12 protein-coding genes are annotated in these 14387 nt (G+C 48.1%); 5 read left to right on the forward strand and 7 right to left on the reverse strand.

The genetic code is table 11. From position 1 onward, the window contains the following. The first annotated feature begins 170 nt into the window (after window positions 1-170). Window positions 171-413, forward strand: coding sequence for an HAD hydrolase-like protein (locus KME12_12985; protein MBW4488696.1), 243 nt, complete (start codon window positions 171-173; stop codon window positions 411-413). Here the strand turns inward: KME12_12985 and KME12_12990 are convergent. Continuing rightward, complete coding sequence (locus tag KME12_12990; GenBank protein ID MBW4488697.1) at window positions 410-1021, reverse strand: CPP1-like family protein; 612 nt, start codon at window positions 1019-1021, stop codon at window positions 410-412. The two genes, KME12_12985 and KME12_12990, sit on opposite strands and share 4 nt — an antisense overlap. 497 nt (window positions 1022-1518) lie before the next feature. Between KME12_12990 and KME12_12995 the strand changes: the two genes are divergently transcribed. After that, window positions 1519-2235 carry a response regulator transcription factor gene (locus tag KME12_12995; protein MBW4488698.1) on the forward strand — a complete coding sequence of 239 codons (717 nt, stop codon included), beginning with the start codon at window positions 1519-1521 and terminating at the stop codon, window positions 2233-2235. Window positions 2236-2270: 35 nt separating this feature from the next. Here the strand turns inward: KME12_12995 and KME12_13000 are convergent, their stop codons facing one another. The 3 genes from KME12_13000 to KME12_13010 all read right to left on the reverse strand — a co-directional run bounded on the left by KME12_13000 (window position 2271) and on the right by KME12_13010 (window position 6694). After that, window positions 2271-4052: a GAF domain-containing protein gene (locus KME12_13000; protein MBW4488699.1), complete on the reverse strand. Its 1782-nt coding sequence runs from the start codon at window positions 4050-4052 to the stop codon at window positions 2271-2273. Window positions 4053-4399: 347 nt separating this feature from the next. Next, on the reverse strand, window positions 4400-5674 hold the full coding sequence (locus tag KME12_13005; protein MBW4488700.1) for a HetZ-related protein: 1275 nt from the start codon (window positions 5672-5674) through the stop codon (window positions 4400-4402). Between the two features lie 351 nt (window positions 5675-6025). Then, window positions 6026-6694, reverse strand: a complete 669-nt coding sequence (locus KME12_13010; protein ID MBW4488701.1) for a threonylcarbamoyl-AMP synthase — start codon at window positions 6692-6694, stop codon at window positions 6026-6028. Window positions 6695-6835: 141 nt separating this feature from the next. Between KME12_13010 and larC the strand changes: the two genes are divergently transcribed. Continuing rightward, the gene (larC, locus tag KME12_13015) at window positions 6836-8374 is read left to right on the forward strand and encodes a nickel pincer cofactor biosynthesis protein LarC (protein MBW4488702.1); all 1539 of its coding nucleotides are present in this window, start codon (window positions 6836-6838) and stop codon (window positions 8372-8374) included. A 73-nt stretch (window positions 8375-8447) separates the two neighbouring features. On the opposite strand, the gene KME12_13020 is transcribed toward larC, so the two are convergent. Then, entirely contained in the window at window positions 8448-9104 is a 657-nt protein-coding gene (locus KME12_13020; protein MBW4488703.1) for a hypothetical protein, read from the reverse strand. 244 nt (window positions 9105-9348) lie between these two features. Then, window positions 9349-9915, reverse strand: coding sequence for a hypothetical protein (locus tag KME12_13025; protein MBW4488704.1), 567 nt, complete (start codon window positions 9913-9915; stop codon window positions 9349-9351). Window positions 9916-10322: 407 nt separating this feature from the next. On the opposite strand from KME12_13025, the gene gorA reads away from it, so the two are divergent. Both gorA and KME12_13035 read left to right on the forward strand, forming a co-directional pair. Next, window positions 10323-11660: a glutathione-disulfide reductase gene (gene gorA / locus KME12_13030; GenBank protein ID MBW4488705.1), complete on the forward strand. Its 1338-nt coding sequence runs from the start codon at window positions 10323-10325 to the stop codon at window positions 11658-11660. A 163-nt stretch (window positions 11661-11823) separates the two neighbouring features. Beyond that, window positions 11824-12741, forward strand: coding sequence for a flippase-like domain-containing protein (locus KME12_13035; GenBank protein MBW4488706.1), 918 nt, complete (start codon window positions 11824-11826; stop codon window positions 12739-12741). 63 nt (window positions 12742-12804) lie between these two features. Here KME12_13035 and KME12_13040 read toward each other — a convergent pair whose 3' ends face one another. Then, on the reverse strand, window positions 12805-14181 hold the full coding sequence (locus KME12_13040; GenBank protein MBW4488707.1) for a hypothetical protein: 1377 nt from the start codon (window positions 14179-14181) through the stop codon (window positions 12805-12807). Window positions 14182-14387: the final 206 nt, after the last annotated feature.

Genomic DNA, 14387 nt, shown 5'->3' on the forward strand with positions numbered 1-14387 from the left:
CGAAATTTGGGCAAGGGGTTTGGAACGAACCTCTTTAGTCGTCGATGGGTCTAGCTCTACTTCCTGCGGAAGCATGAAGCAACTAGCCCAAGCGAAGCGACAGAAACTCCGGGCTCAACGAAGTAGCGCGGAGTAGTTCATCCAGCGATGTCAAAGAAAAGCCGCTACTCATGGCCCAAGCCCTCCAAGAACTGCCCCCAGCCATCGAGACCTGGATGGTTGGCGATACCGAGGCAGATATTGTGGCGGCTCAAACCTATGGAGTTAAGGTGATGGCTGTCCTCAGTGGCATTCGCGATCGCGCCCAGCTAGAGCGATACCAGCCTAACTTAATTGTCAACAATCTAAGTGAAGCCGTAGAAGTGATTCTGGATCAGTTTTGGCAGCAAACGGGACACATGAGCATTGCTTAGCGCAAAAAGCTGCTGATCAGCCACAGTAGCACCAAAGTAATCCAAGACGCAAAAGCATTGCCATCAATGTTGAGCGGGATTAGTTGAGCTTGTAAGAAGGGGAAAAGTTGCAAGCCTAGAACAATGCCTAAAGTAGAGCCAACCAGTGCCAGGAGGAAAACCCGGAAAAACTTATGCTCCTTGCGGTTGAGGAAGTACAAACTCACGCCAACGCCCAGTGCTATTGCTAATCCAGGGCTATACAGACTCAACCCACCCAAACCCAAAAATAAGGTAGCAGGCCACAGCACATCCGAGCGGCTGGGAGTATCTAAAACCAGAATATTCCGCAACCAAGCTGGAGCTTTAGATGCAGGTGCAGGCGTTGCCGCAGGTGGAGCGGGCACAATTTTCTCAGGAAACCGAATCCGATCGGGCACTTTGATCCGACCTTCTTGGCGCATCCGTAAGCGATCCATCAAAATCGCATCGTAGGCCGCCTCAATCATTTCTACTTGCTTGCGATCGCTGGCATGTTCTTCTACCAAGCGATTACGAGCATCTTGGATTTCATCAAACGAAGCGCTCTCATTCAACCCAAGCGTTTCGTAGGAATTGTGATCACTCATCTCAAACCTCCGAGACCCCCACTATACTCAATTATGATTGGCAATAGGAAAAATAAAATTAGCGAGCAGACAGTGCAAGCCCCGATTGCCCCCGTAGGAACTCCCTAGAAACAAGTGTAACCGCCAATCCCTATTCTCTGGCTAGAGTCCCCCCGGATAGCACTGACAAATCGTCAGTTTAACTTTATTAATAGAGACAGAGTCACTCGTAGACTTAAACAAGTAGCAAAAACATCCCCCAAAAATGTCACAAATTAAAACATGAACCCCAGAAGGCAAAAAGATCAGTTAATTTGAGGTGTCCTCATGACTGCTGATTTAGCTCAAATGATTGGCAGCCAGCCATTCCCTTTAGATAATTGTCTAAGAATGCTAGTTGCATGATCTACTGTGAGTTGATGTCAGTCCCATGTCTTGAGTAGTTCCTTAATTCCTATCCTAATTGCTCCGGTAATTTGTTCTCTGTAGATCTACAGTTTTAGTGCAAAGTTATGGCAATGGCCCCAGCCAACAAAATTCTGGTTGTTGATGATGATCCTGCGGTTCGTAATTTAATTCACCGCTTCTTGGCAAAACAAAACTACCAAATGGAATCGGCAGAAGATGGTAAGACTGCCCTCACTCTCTTTGAACAGTTTGACCCAGACTTAGTCATCCTAGATGTCAATCTGCCTGATGCAAATGGCTACAACCTTTGCCAGGAGATGCAGGGCCGAACGAATGTGTTTGTTTTAATGCTAACAAGTCGTACGGATGAAGCGGATAAAATTAGAGGCTTTTCTCAAGGAGCCGACGACTACATCACTAAACCCTTCAGTTTGGGTGAGCTAGGAGTCCGAGTCGAGGCACTTTTGCGGCGAATTCGGGAGCGCACTCCAGCAGAACAGCAGTGTCTCGTGTTTGACAAACTCATGATTGACCCTGTACGGCGCGAAGTCACGCTCAATAGCGATATTGTGCCTCTGACTGCTTTGGAATTTGACTTGCTACATTTTTTAGCCAGTCATCCGGGTCGAGTTTGGCGGCGGGCAGAACTGATCCAAGAAGTTTGGGACTATGAATATGTAGGAGACCAACGGGTTGTGGATGTCCATATTGGTCAAATTCGCAAAAAGATTGAAGTGGACACCAGCCAACCTAATCTGATTCAGACGGTGCGGGGTGTAGGCTACAAGTTTGAAGCACCATTGGCTGAAAAAGCGGGAAGCGCTTAACCTGTTGTCCAAACATGAATCAGGGTGTATCCCTCCTAATCTCTATCACCTGACATCACCCCTGCCTCTGAAGCAAACGGCTGAGGCAGTTCTTCTGGTAAGTGGAGGGTAAAACAACTACCTTGGCCCAATTCAGACTGTAGCGTAATGTCCCCTTCATGTAATTGCGCCAACTTTCTAGATAAGGCGAGACCCAGACCTGTGCCTTCGTATTTACGGTTCAACCCTGCATCTAATTGTCGAAAGGGTTGAAAGAGGAGAGCTTGATCTGCGGCTGAAATACCAATTCCTGTATCAATCACGGAAAACTGGAGCATCACGCGATCGCCCGCCTCCGTTGCTGTTAGTTCCTTCGTCACTTGCAAGGTAATAGAGCCTGCTTCGGTAAACTTGACGGCATTGGCAAGCAGATTAAATAAAATTTGCTTCAGGCGGCGGTGGTCGGCCACACAGGTACTTACATCTGGAGCGATCGCTAAGATCAACTGCAACTGCCGATTGTAGGCTCGTTCTCGAATTAGAGACAGACAAGCTTGGCAAACATCTTCAACCACCAATGTTTCTAAGACTAATTCTTCTTTTCCAGCTTCAATTTTTGACAAATCTAGCAAATCGTTAATCAGTTCCAACAGGTGCTCACCACAAGAGGCGATCCCCGTAATGTACTGTTGTTGCCTCTCATTCAAAGGACCAAAAATTTCTTTGATTAAAAGATTGGAGAACCCCAAAATTCCGGTTAAAGGTGTGCGGAGTTCATGACTCATGGTGGCAAGAAACTCGCTTTTAGCACGGTTAGCTGCCTCCGAAATCAGTTTTTCTGCCTCTAGCTCCTGAGTACGTACTTGCACCAATTGTTCTAGGCGCTCATAGCTCTGGGCATTGTAGAGAGCGATCGCGCATTGGTCAGCAATTGCTTGTACCAAAGCCACTTCATTGGGGGTCCAGGAACGTTCGCGATCGCACTGGTGTAGAGCAATTGCCCCTAAACATTCCTGTTGATAAATCAGCGGCATCATCAACAGCGATCGAATTCCAAATTGTTCTGCTAAAGCACAAGCCTCAGGCAGCGCAATTTGAGCTAGGGAATTGGCTTGCAGCAGTTGTCCCTGCAAAAAAGACTCCCGATAAGACCAAGAAATCGGACAGGTATAACCTAAAATCTCTTCTCTATGGACCGTCGCAGTGCTGACATATTGCGCCGTCATGACACCATTAGAGTCAGGTTGCACGATTAAACAACGATCGGCCTGGAGGGCTGTGTGCAATTGATCTGCCGTCGTTTGCAGCACTTCTGACAAGACCAGCGTGCCTCGCATGGCTTGCCCAATCCGATTAATCATGGCTTCGCGCTGAGCTTGCTGCTGGATCTGGGCCATTGCAGCTTGCTGCTGTCGCCGGAGGGCAAGTTCTTGCAGCGATCGCGTCAAGACAGTCGGCAAGCGAAACAAGCGCTCCTTCAGCACATAATCCGTCATGCCTGACTTGATACAGCCCACCGCCGATTCTTCGCCCAAGCTGCCTGTGACCAAAATAAACGGGATTTCTGGCTGAGCTTGTTGCCATATTGGCAGCACCTGATAGGCCGTGAAACCAGGCATGCGGTAGTCGGAGAGCAGGGCATCAAAGGGTTGAGTAGCGAGCAGATGCTGACAAGCCTCAAGAGTGTCGGCGGCCTCGTAAGTAAAAATAATTCCTGCCGATTTCAGAGTCAGGACGATCAGCTGTAGATCTGCACTCTCATCCTCCATAATTAGCAAACGCAGGGGAGAAGGCTGAGGCAAATCGGGTTGAGGCATCGCTTGAGCACAGTCGAGCATACAGCCGCAGAAAGGTAAAATCGCAACGGGGTTAAACTACCATCAGTTTAGTAACAATCAGACCTGTTTTAGCGCGATCGGGATATCTGTATTACTGATGCTTAATTATTTTTCTATGTCCAGTTCTAACGAAAACCAGCGGTGGTTCATTAAAACTGTTGCAGTTAGCAATAAAAATTTAGTTTAAGTAGAAAGGCACAGGTACACGTGCCTCCTACTTCAGGGTGAGTTGCCATAGAGGGTGGCATTGGTAGTGATGAGTTGCGGAACTCATCCAAGAAATTATTAGGACTGGAGTCATATCTTTGCAGCCTCGACCTGGGCTATTTAAATTTGGCGATCGCAGCTTAAGCTTGACTCTCATTGCGATTCCGCATCTGCCAAGCAAGTTCTAGCATTTGGTACCAGCGCTTCTGAACTTGTTTGAGGGTGCACTTGAGCGCTTGGGCGATCGCTTGATCATTAGCTTGCTCACGCTTGAATTGCAGAAGCTGCCGCTGCTCAGCCGAGAGTTGTGCCATAAATGCTTCCCACTGTTGCGAAGACAAGCCCAAGTTAGCATCCAGATCAGCGCCTAACCACTGGTGTACCAATTGCCAGTTATTAGAACGGGAGAACTTCTCTAGATGATACTTAAAGCGCTGTTGCAGGTAATCGCGTTGACGCGGAGAAAGCCCTAGCACCTCATCAATTTCGGGCACGGACATATCTTGCAACTTCAGGACTAAATAATCCACACAATCTGATTGACCTTGAGCATCCAAGTACTCGACCAACTCAGCAATGACGCGATCGCGTAACACCGCTTCTGAGGGGTCTACGGTATCTGCCACCATTTGCTCGCGCACCTGATGCATCGCAGCTGAACGACTATGGGCTTCAGCTTCTTCGCTCTTCGCCGACTCCACTGCCATCTCAATGTCGAGGGCCGTTTCGGGGGGTTGGCGCTTAGCAAAGCCTTGCGCCCGCAGCACAACCAGTTGTTGATTGCGCCGACCCGGAAGCGTGATCCGTCGCTTGGCATACTGCTCACTGAACGCCATATACTCGGCTAGTTCTAGCTGTGTCCGGGGAGTATAGTCTGCTGGCAACTCGTTTTCCCGGCGAAACGCTTTGAGCGATTCAATGTAAAACTGTTGGAGAAAATCTTCAATCAAGTTGTAGCGGGCTTGAAAGCCTAACTGAGTTCTAGCCGCAGCCACATGGCGATACACCATCGCGCTCAGCGTCCCGTGCAGCTCTACCCGACCCTGCCGAGAGCCTAAGCGGTAGTAAGAAAGGCACTTACGCAGACGATGTTGAGCTAGAGCCACCTGCCAAGACTGCACCCGACCCGAAGTTTGGATGCGATCGCTCTTTTGGCAAATGCGTTCTGCCTCACGCACAATCCGATCCACTACCGCTTGAGCAGTCGCGCTAGCCGTCTTAATTTCTGGTCGCAGTTCTTTCAGCAGCAGGTGAGACAAGCTTTGAGTATCCATACCACCCAAAGCATCAGACTCAGCTTGGAAGCCGTTAGAATCGGCATGGAAATGAGAGTTAGTGAATTTTTCTGAAGCGTAATAAGTTCTAGATGCAGGTTGGCTGAAGGGGCTGAAGGAGTTTGTAGATTCGGCGTTCATGGTATTTGACCCTGGTGATGCACAGCAGCGAAATGTAGCCCAACCTTTGAGAGCAACTGGGGATAGCTTCTAGGTAGCTTGTGTCCCGATCGCGTCTCAACGTTGTCTACACCTTGACTTTAAGAAGTCACAGTGAGTCGTAGATAGATGAATGTGTCACTCTTTCAAGTAACTGCTTGCTGTCTTGCACCCTGATATAGCAGCGGTCGTCTAGTCCATGCGTGCGAGCCCTGATTCCATCAGCAACAGAGGGATTTTGAGCTGTGGCGATCGCCTTGGATGATGAAGAGTGTCATCTACTACATCCAGTGGACAATTCGTTAACTGGTTTGCCGAAGCTGAGGGAAAACTCTAACTCACTTCCGCTGCCCAAGCAGTTACCGCTTCCCATCCCAGACCTTTACGCACTAAGATTGGTTCCTCTGATGTCAAATCTAAAATGCTGGAAACCTGGTACCCTGGTTCCGACCCATCATCGACAATGACATCAACCAACTTGTCGAGTTGATCAAATAGCTCAAACCGCGAAATCCCTGGGTTAGTCTTGCTTTTCGCCTGACCGTCTGTTTCCTCATCGATCAAGTGAGCAGAGGTCGAAATAATGGGATTGCCTAACGCCTTGAGCATCGCAGAACAAATCGGATGATCGGGCACTCGAATCCCCGTTGTCTTGCGCTTCGGGCTCATAACTAGTCGGGGCACCAATTTGGTCGCTGGCAGCAAGAAGGTATAAGGCCCAGGAATGAATCGCCGCATCATCCGGTACGCCGGATCACTGACATACGCATAGTCAGCAATATTAGAGAGAGAAGAGCACAAAAAGGTCAAAGGCTTATCGTTGGATAATTGTTTGATGCGCCTCACCCGTTCCACTGCCGATTTCGCGTTCAAATCACAGCCAATTGCATAAACTGTATCGGTGGGGTAAAGCACCACTGCCCCTCGTTGTAACGCCTCCCTAATTTCTTCTATTCGCCTTGCTTGAGGTGTATCCGGATGGACGTTGTAGATTGTGGCCATAAACTCTTCTCTATAACTTCTCTATAGATTTATCTCTCTCGAACCCTACAGTCCTCACAGCTTGCTGCTAGATGGAGACTGGGTTTTAATAATCTTGCTGATTGGGGTTGATTAAAGTAGTGGAACTGGAATTGGTGGTGTATGAGTAAGCTAGCTTACCTAGAATGCCCGACCGGAATTGCGGGAGACATGTGCTTAGGAGCGCTGATCCACGCAGGCGTGCCCTTGGAGTATTTGGTCGAGCAACTCAACCGTTTAGGCATCTCCGATGAATTTCGGTTGCGGGTGGAGTCAGTGCAACGAAATGGGCAGCAAGCCACCAAAGTTCACGTCGATTTGAGGCCCAACTACAATTCAGAGTTTGTACCTGAACCAGTGGATCAACCGTACATGACGTTCCTTCATTCCCATTCTGCTACAGAATCTGCTCAAGCTGCCACGCATCACCACGCTGACAATCATAATCATGCGGGTCATTCTCATTCGGACCCTTCCCATCACCACCCAGAAACCCATCAACTCAACGGTAGCGAGCCGCAAGCAGAAACTTCCCACAGACAGGCTCGCCACTTACCAGAAATTGAACACCTGATTAAAGCCGCTCAGTTGCCAACGAGAGCAGAAGCTTGGAGTTTAGCGGTGTTTCGCGCTTTGGCGGCAGCGGAAGGGGCAGTTCATGGCATTGCTCCAGAGCAAGTACATTTCCATGAAGTCGGTGCCACCGATGCCATTGTCGATATTGTTGGCACTTGTCTGGGCTTAGATTGGCTTGGTATTGACCAGCTTTACTGCTCACCGATGCCTACGGGTGGGGGCATCATTCGGGCGGCTCATGGTCGGCTACCTGTACCTACTCCCGCCGTACTGAAGCTGTGGGAAATGCGCCAAGTGCCGATTTACAGCAACGGCATCGATCGCGAACTGGTTACTCCCACTGGAGCCGCGATCGCCGTCACTCTAGCCACTCGATTCGGCCCACCTCCCACCATGACACTTCAAAAAGTGGGCTTAGGCGCTGGTTCGCGTGAGCTCTCTATCCCAAATATGCTGCGGCTCTGGTTAGGAGAAGGAGAAGCTGACCAAACACCTGCATTCAGCAAAAGCCAACCCTCACCCCGCCTACGGCACCCCTCTCCTGCGGGAGAGGGGTTGGGGGAGAGGTCAACACTGCCCCTAGAAACCGTTGAAGTACTAGAAACTCAAATTGATGACTTGAACCCCCAGGCGATCGGTTATGTCTTTAATGCTTTATTAGCAGCGGGTGCCTTGGATGTGTTTACTCAGGCGATCGCAATGAAGAAATCGCGGCCCGGAGTGCTATTAAGCGTAATCTGCCATCCAGAGCAAGTAGCGGCTTGTGAAGCGGTAATGTTTCGGGAAACGAGCACCTTAGGCATTCGCCGCTCGACTCAACAACGCCGGATTTTGGCTCGCGAAATTCAGCAAATCCAAACCGATTACGGCCCAGTAAGGATTAAAGTTGCATGGGCAGGGCCAAGGAAGGAAGGAGCGATCGCCAATGTCCAGCCTGAATACGAAGACTGCGCCCAGATTGCTCAACAGCAAAATCTCCCCTGGCGGGAAGTTCACCGAGTCGCGCTGCAAGCTTGGTATCTCCAACAAAAGAAGGCCGCATCAGGTGGTACAACCCATACCTCACCTGACCGACCTTACACCTAAATTGAATGAAGAAAAGCAGCTAAGGTGAATTAAGCGCGATCGCGTTTTGCACCACCCTTAACTAGCCTTATTACTAGCTAGCCTTATCTAGAGCCCGCTGAGTGCTATGAGCAGCTTCACTAGTTTTGTCTTGGACATAGCTAGAAGTCTTGTCTACCGCTTGCTTGGCGTTACCTGTTAGATCCCGACTTGCACCTTGGGTACTGTCTTTCATGTTTTCAGTAGCTTGGCGAGCACTTCTGCTGGCACTCTTGGCATCATCACGAATATTAGCTGCTTGGTTTTGCAGCTTATCGGTCGCCCGATCAGCCTTTCTGTCAAAAGATTTGCTGTCTCGCTTGAGGTTGTCACCTAGCTGTTCTAGGTTCTCGCCTTTTTTATCGAGAATTCGCTTGCTATTGGTGCCTACGTCATCAGTTTGGTCAATCACATTGCGCTCAGCATTATCTACCAAACCTTTGGCCTGAGACGTACTTCTAGATTGCACACTCTTGTTGTAGCGAGTATCTGTATCACTGTAGCCGTTCATGCCACCTTGGTAGTTTTGCTGGCGATGTCCAGGGATACCTTGAGCAGCACTGTTACTGTCTCTACCTTGGCCACCACTGCTCTCTCTCGCTTGAGCACCACCTGAGCAGGCAGCAGTAGAAATCATTAGAACGCCTGCCAAAAATACGGCTAAAATTTGGCTCAAACGAACCTTTTTAAGTGCAGAAATCAATCTTTTCATAGAAGTACTCCGTTGTATTTTCTTGAGTGGGTATTAAATTTTGAGAACTCCAACTCGCAACTCAGCTATTTTTTATTGGCGGTCAAAGTTGCTTCTTAACCCACTTTGAGTGTGTTTTGAGTGGGAAAGCATTGTCTCTTTTTAAGGAAAAATTCTGTTTTTCCCAATCAGTTTTTCACTGCTATCTCACTGCTATATTTTGACTGCCCTAGTTGTTGAAGTTGGAGCCTCAGAATGAGAACTGTTAGCGTCGCTCTGCGGGGTTAGGTGCCAACTCTGGTTTTTCTAATGCAGAATCACCCGTTTCTTTCACGAAAGCAGAAGCGTCTTTGAACTGCTCACCAACTCTTTCGAGGATCTTTTCGCCCGGATCACTGCGATCGATCACAGGCTGGCGCTCTTTGGGAAACTGTTTCACTTGGGCTTGCAGTTCTTTCTGAGCTCTAGTTCCGATCGCCGGATTGTTCGTACCACTAGCGTTGGCACTAGGGTAAAGCATGTCTGATGGATTACTTTGAACATCACCGATGCTGTTAGCAGCGATCAACTGAGGAGCAACGAGTTGCAGATCCGCCCGATTGCCTCGGACTGCCTTGGCATCAGTAGATGCCTTGTAGTTGGTGTAACCATCCCCACCACTCTTGTGTGGATTGTTGTTACCACCCATTTGCACAGGAGGATTGTTAGGACGAGCGCCATTCACATCTCCGTTGTTACAAGCAGTACTGATTACCAGTAGCACGCCTGCTAAAAAGACAGTTAAAATTTGACGTATTCGCACTTTTTCGAGAAAAGCAATTAAATTCTTCACAGAAGACTCCTTATTAGCTCAGTGCATAAGGGCCAATGCTTCGTTAAAAGTGGCCCTGGTCGGCGAAATGCCAGCCTAAAGTTCCTACAGGCTGGCGCAGTAGGATAATCGCTAGGGAGTAGGAGTTAGGCTGAAAACTTTTTCACTGATACTTGTTCAGCTTACGCAGAGGGTCCGATCGCATCCTCTAGCCGAGGTCACATTCTCAGCATCCGATCTCAGCTATTTTCTCTAACTCTAGAGAGAGCAATTAAGGGGCGATCGCAACTCAGCGTATTGATTGACACATTCAAGACCTGATTCGCTGGGGTGAAGACTCAGCCGCAGAAGGTTTTTATGCTGTGGTCACTAGGTCACAGCTAGAAGTGTTGTGCAAACAGACAAACAGATCGGAGTAATTCTGGATCATGACCTTTGACTACGATCTATTCGTCATTGGGGCGGGTTCTGGTGGTTTGGCGGCGGCTGAGCGAGCAACTACGTACGGAGCGCGGGTGGCGATCGCGGAATCAGCCACAGTGGGGGGAACCTGCGTCAATCATGGCTGTGTCCCGGAAAAGCTGCTGAACTACGCTGCTAGCTTTGCCGATGTTTTTTTGGATACAGTGGGATATGGCTGGAGTGTCCCACCCAGCCAATTTGATTGGCCAAAGTTTGTGCAGGCCAAAGACCAGCAAATTGAAAAGCTCCATCAAGTACATCAGCAGCATCTCGACTCTGGAAAAGTAGCGATCATTCCCGGTCAGGCCGTTTTTACGGATGCTCATACCTTACAGGTGGGGGAGCAGTCGATTACGGCAGCCAGAATTTTGATTGCGGTGGGAGCCAAGTGGGAGCAACTACCCATTCCAGGTGCAGAACATTTGATCACTTCCCGTGAGTTGTTTAACTTACCAGAGCTACCTCAACGGCTCGCCATCATCGGGGATACTTATATTGCGGTGAAGTCAGCTAGTAGCTTGAATAGCTTGGGTTCACAGGTAGTCCAAGTCGTTGCCCAAGATTCAATCTTGGCAGACTGCGATCACGATTTGGCTACAGCAGTGCAGACAGGTTTGGCTCAGCGCGGGGTCAGCTTTCGCTGTCAAAGTCAGCTATTAAAAGTAGAGCACAGTTCCACAGGTTTAGATCTGACCCTCTCCGATCGCAATGAAACCCTAACCGTTGATGCTGTAGTTGTCGCAACTCAACGCCACCCCAAAATTCAAGGCTTGAACCTGGAAGCAGCGGGAATTCAGCTCACACCTCAAGGCACGATCGCAGTAGACGCCTACAGTCGCACGACCCAACCCAATATCTTTGCGATCGGAGATTGCACGCCTAGAACTAGCCTCACACCCGTGGCGATCGCCTCTGGACGAGCGATGGCAGATACTGAATTTGGGCCACAACCTCACGCAGTCGATTACAACTTAATTCCGGTTTCAGTGGGTTTTCAGCCAGAGGCGGCAACGGTAGGGTTGAGTGAAGCTCAGGCACGAGCACGATTCGGTGAAGCGGTGCAGTGCTACCGAACCGAGATCCGACCCCTATCGCAGAAATTAATCCCTCGTCCTGAACCAGGACTGCTGAAACTAGTGATTGAAGGTCAATCCCAGCGAGTGGTGGGAGCACACTTAGTCAGTGAACATGCGACCGAAATCATTCAATGCCTAGCGATCGCCATGCGGATGGGGGTCACGAAATCCCAACTCAGTCAAACCGTAGGTCTACATCCCTCGATCGCTGAAGAATTGGTTATGTAAGAACTCCAAGAATAAGAACTTTACAAGAAGGATGAAGGTGACTCGGTAGGGTGGCAGCGATTAAGATATGGCTGACTACGCCTAAATCGCCTAGATCTAAATCGCCTAGATCTAAATCGCCTAGATAAAGAGCGATCGCTCCCTCTCACCAAAATCACACACCATGAAGCAAATTGGTGCCCGCCTCAAGCCTTACCTGCGTTGGGTTGTCCTAGGTGGTACCCTGATTTTTCTAGCCAAAGCCCTAAAGGATCATTGGGCAGATGTGGTCGCCATTCGCATAGAAGCCACAGGTTGGCTATATTTGGCGATCGCACTCAGTGTGACCTTAATAGCCCATGTTTGGTCAGGCTGGGTTTGGGGTTGGATTTTGCGCGAACTGAATCAGCCAGTCAATGACCTCTGGGCGATCGCGGTTTATCTACGAACCAATATTGCCAAGTACCTTCCCGGCAATATCTGGCATTTTTATGGACGCATGCAAGCGGCAACTGCGGCAGGCATTTCTCTGGGTGCAGCAACTTTAAGCGTCTTACTAGAGCCTCTCTTAATGGCGGCGGCAGCTCTACTCATTGCTTTAGCAGGAAATCGCACCCCTAATTGGGGTTGGCAAATCGTCAGCCTAGGGGTGGTGCTGGCAAGTGTTCACCCTAGAATTCTCAATTTAGGAATTCAATTACTTAGCCGCTTAAAAGGTAAAGCCACCAATTCAGCAGCTACTTCCTCTAGTCTCACCATTACTCGTTACCCGCTGCGACCGTTATTAGGAGAGATAGTTTTTGTGGGGATTCGAGGGCTGGGTTTCCTCTTTACCTTTTTCGCCATCAGTCCCCTGACTAGCAGCCAAATTCCTCCACTTTTCAGTGCCTTTGCTTTAGCTTGGCTGTTAGGGTTAGTCGTACCAGGGGCACCGGGAGGGATTGGCGTGTTTGAAGCCACGGCGATCGCTTTGCTAAATCGGCAATTTTCTCCAGGGATAATCTTGAGTGTGGTCGCTCTCTATCGGCTCATTAGTATCTTAGCTGAATCTATTGGAGCTGGATTTGCCTATCTTCAAAAAACCCAGAAGCCAGGATTGTAAGTCTCTCTTCACCCCTAGAAGCGAACTTAGAAGCAGCCTTAAAGAAGAACTCCCATAGCTATTTTAGTTCGTATCAGGCAACATATCAGGATCGAAGCCATCAAGCCCAGGTTCAGCCTCAGTCATTGAGCCTAAAATGTCATCATTTTTTAGCTGCGAGAATATAACGTAAGTATCTAGATGAGTCGAGGATGAGCCAGAGGGTTTGTTCATCTTGATCAAGTTGTATTCCACATTTTCGGCATAAATAGCAAAAGTAATGTTGAACACTTCCATAAACGTAATGACCCACTCGCACTCTTCTTCCGAAAAGTTTTCATAGTAGCGGACTAATTCAGCGATACAAGCTTCTAGATGAGTACGAGTATGACCACAGATTAAAACAATTTTAAGTAAGACAATCACCAAAGTCAGGGGGTTGCCTTGAGATAAAAGCAAGACAAACAAAGGCGAGGGTTCTTTTTGGCCTTCAATCGTTAAATATTCAATTACACGATTACAAGTTCTGAGTAAAAGAGCGCTACTCAAAGCTTCATCATGGTAGCTTTCATACAGTGATGCAAACTTTTCAGATAGCTTTTTACGGAGCGTTTCAACAAATTCTTGGTTTTCTAGCGAAAAAGCTAAGTACTCCTGCAAGCTAGCCTTAAATTCTTTGTACGTCAGATGCTGAGTTTGCTTGAGAAAAATATTGGCTACATTAGCATAGTTAAACGGGCCTCGTCGGGCAACAATAGCCTTGGTTAAGCGCAGCACCTCATCGCCCAACGCAGTCGGATTTCTATGGGTTTTTCCGCCTACATTACCCGATTGGGATCTAGCAATATACATTGCCAAATCAAACTTAAATCGATCTTTTAATTGTTTAGAAAGGGTTCTAGCAGCTTCTCGTTGCTCAATTGGATTCTTTAAATCAACATATTGAGGAACTAATAGAAACGCAGTATACCTTTGAGTCCAATGACTTCCCTGATCATCATACCTAGAAACAAATAACTTAAGCTCTTCAAAATCCTGACTATTAACAAAGCTTAAAATCCAACCTCTTAAACGCTTTAAAGTTGGAGAAACTGTGTAACGAGTAATTGATGAATCAGAGAAAATCTGAATTAAATCTTGAATTGCTTTATGGTGTCGCTTGGTTCCCCAGTTGTTAACCAGAATGTAGCAAGAGCGCTTAAGAGTGTTTCTAAATTCTTCTTCGTTATTCGCAAAAACAATTTCGTATAGAGCAGGCACGACCGCAGAACTACTAGAATCTGCGTGATGAATAAATAGACGTTTGAATTCTAAAAGAACATCCTCAGGAGCCCAGGTATTGACAATTTCCAACAAGAAATTGAACAAAACTTCCTGAGCTTGTTGTGTACTACGCTTCGGTTTATGAGATTTGTTGGAGGAGTCGGTATGGCGATCGCTTGTCAAAACGTCCCCAATCATTATTACAGAACTCAAACAGGATTCACGGTAAAAGGATTATTGGCTTAAAGTGCAACAATGTTACCCTTATGACTAGCTAATCAGCCTTACTTCTGGCAACATCTCACTTCATCGCAAATAACAGCTAATGACGAGATTCAAAGAAAATATCAGCTTACTCTAAAGTTTTTTGTTTGCCCATTCTTTCCCCCAAAAGTAGTGCCACC

This window comes from Trichocoleus desertorum ATA4-8-CV12 (assembly GCA_019358975.1).
Taxonomy (GTDB): domain Bacteria; phylum Cyanobacteriota; class Cyanobacteriia; order FACHB-46; family FACHB-46; genus Trichocoleus; species Trichocoleus desertorum_A.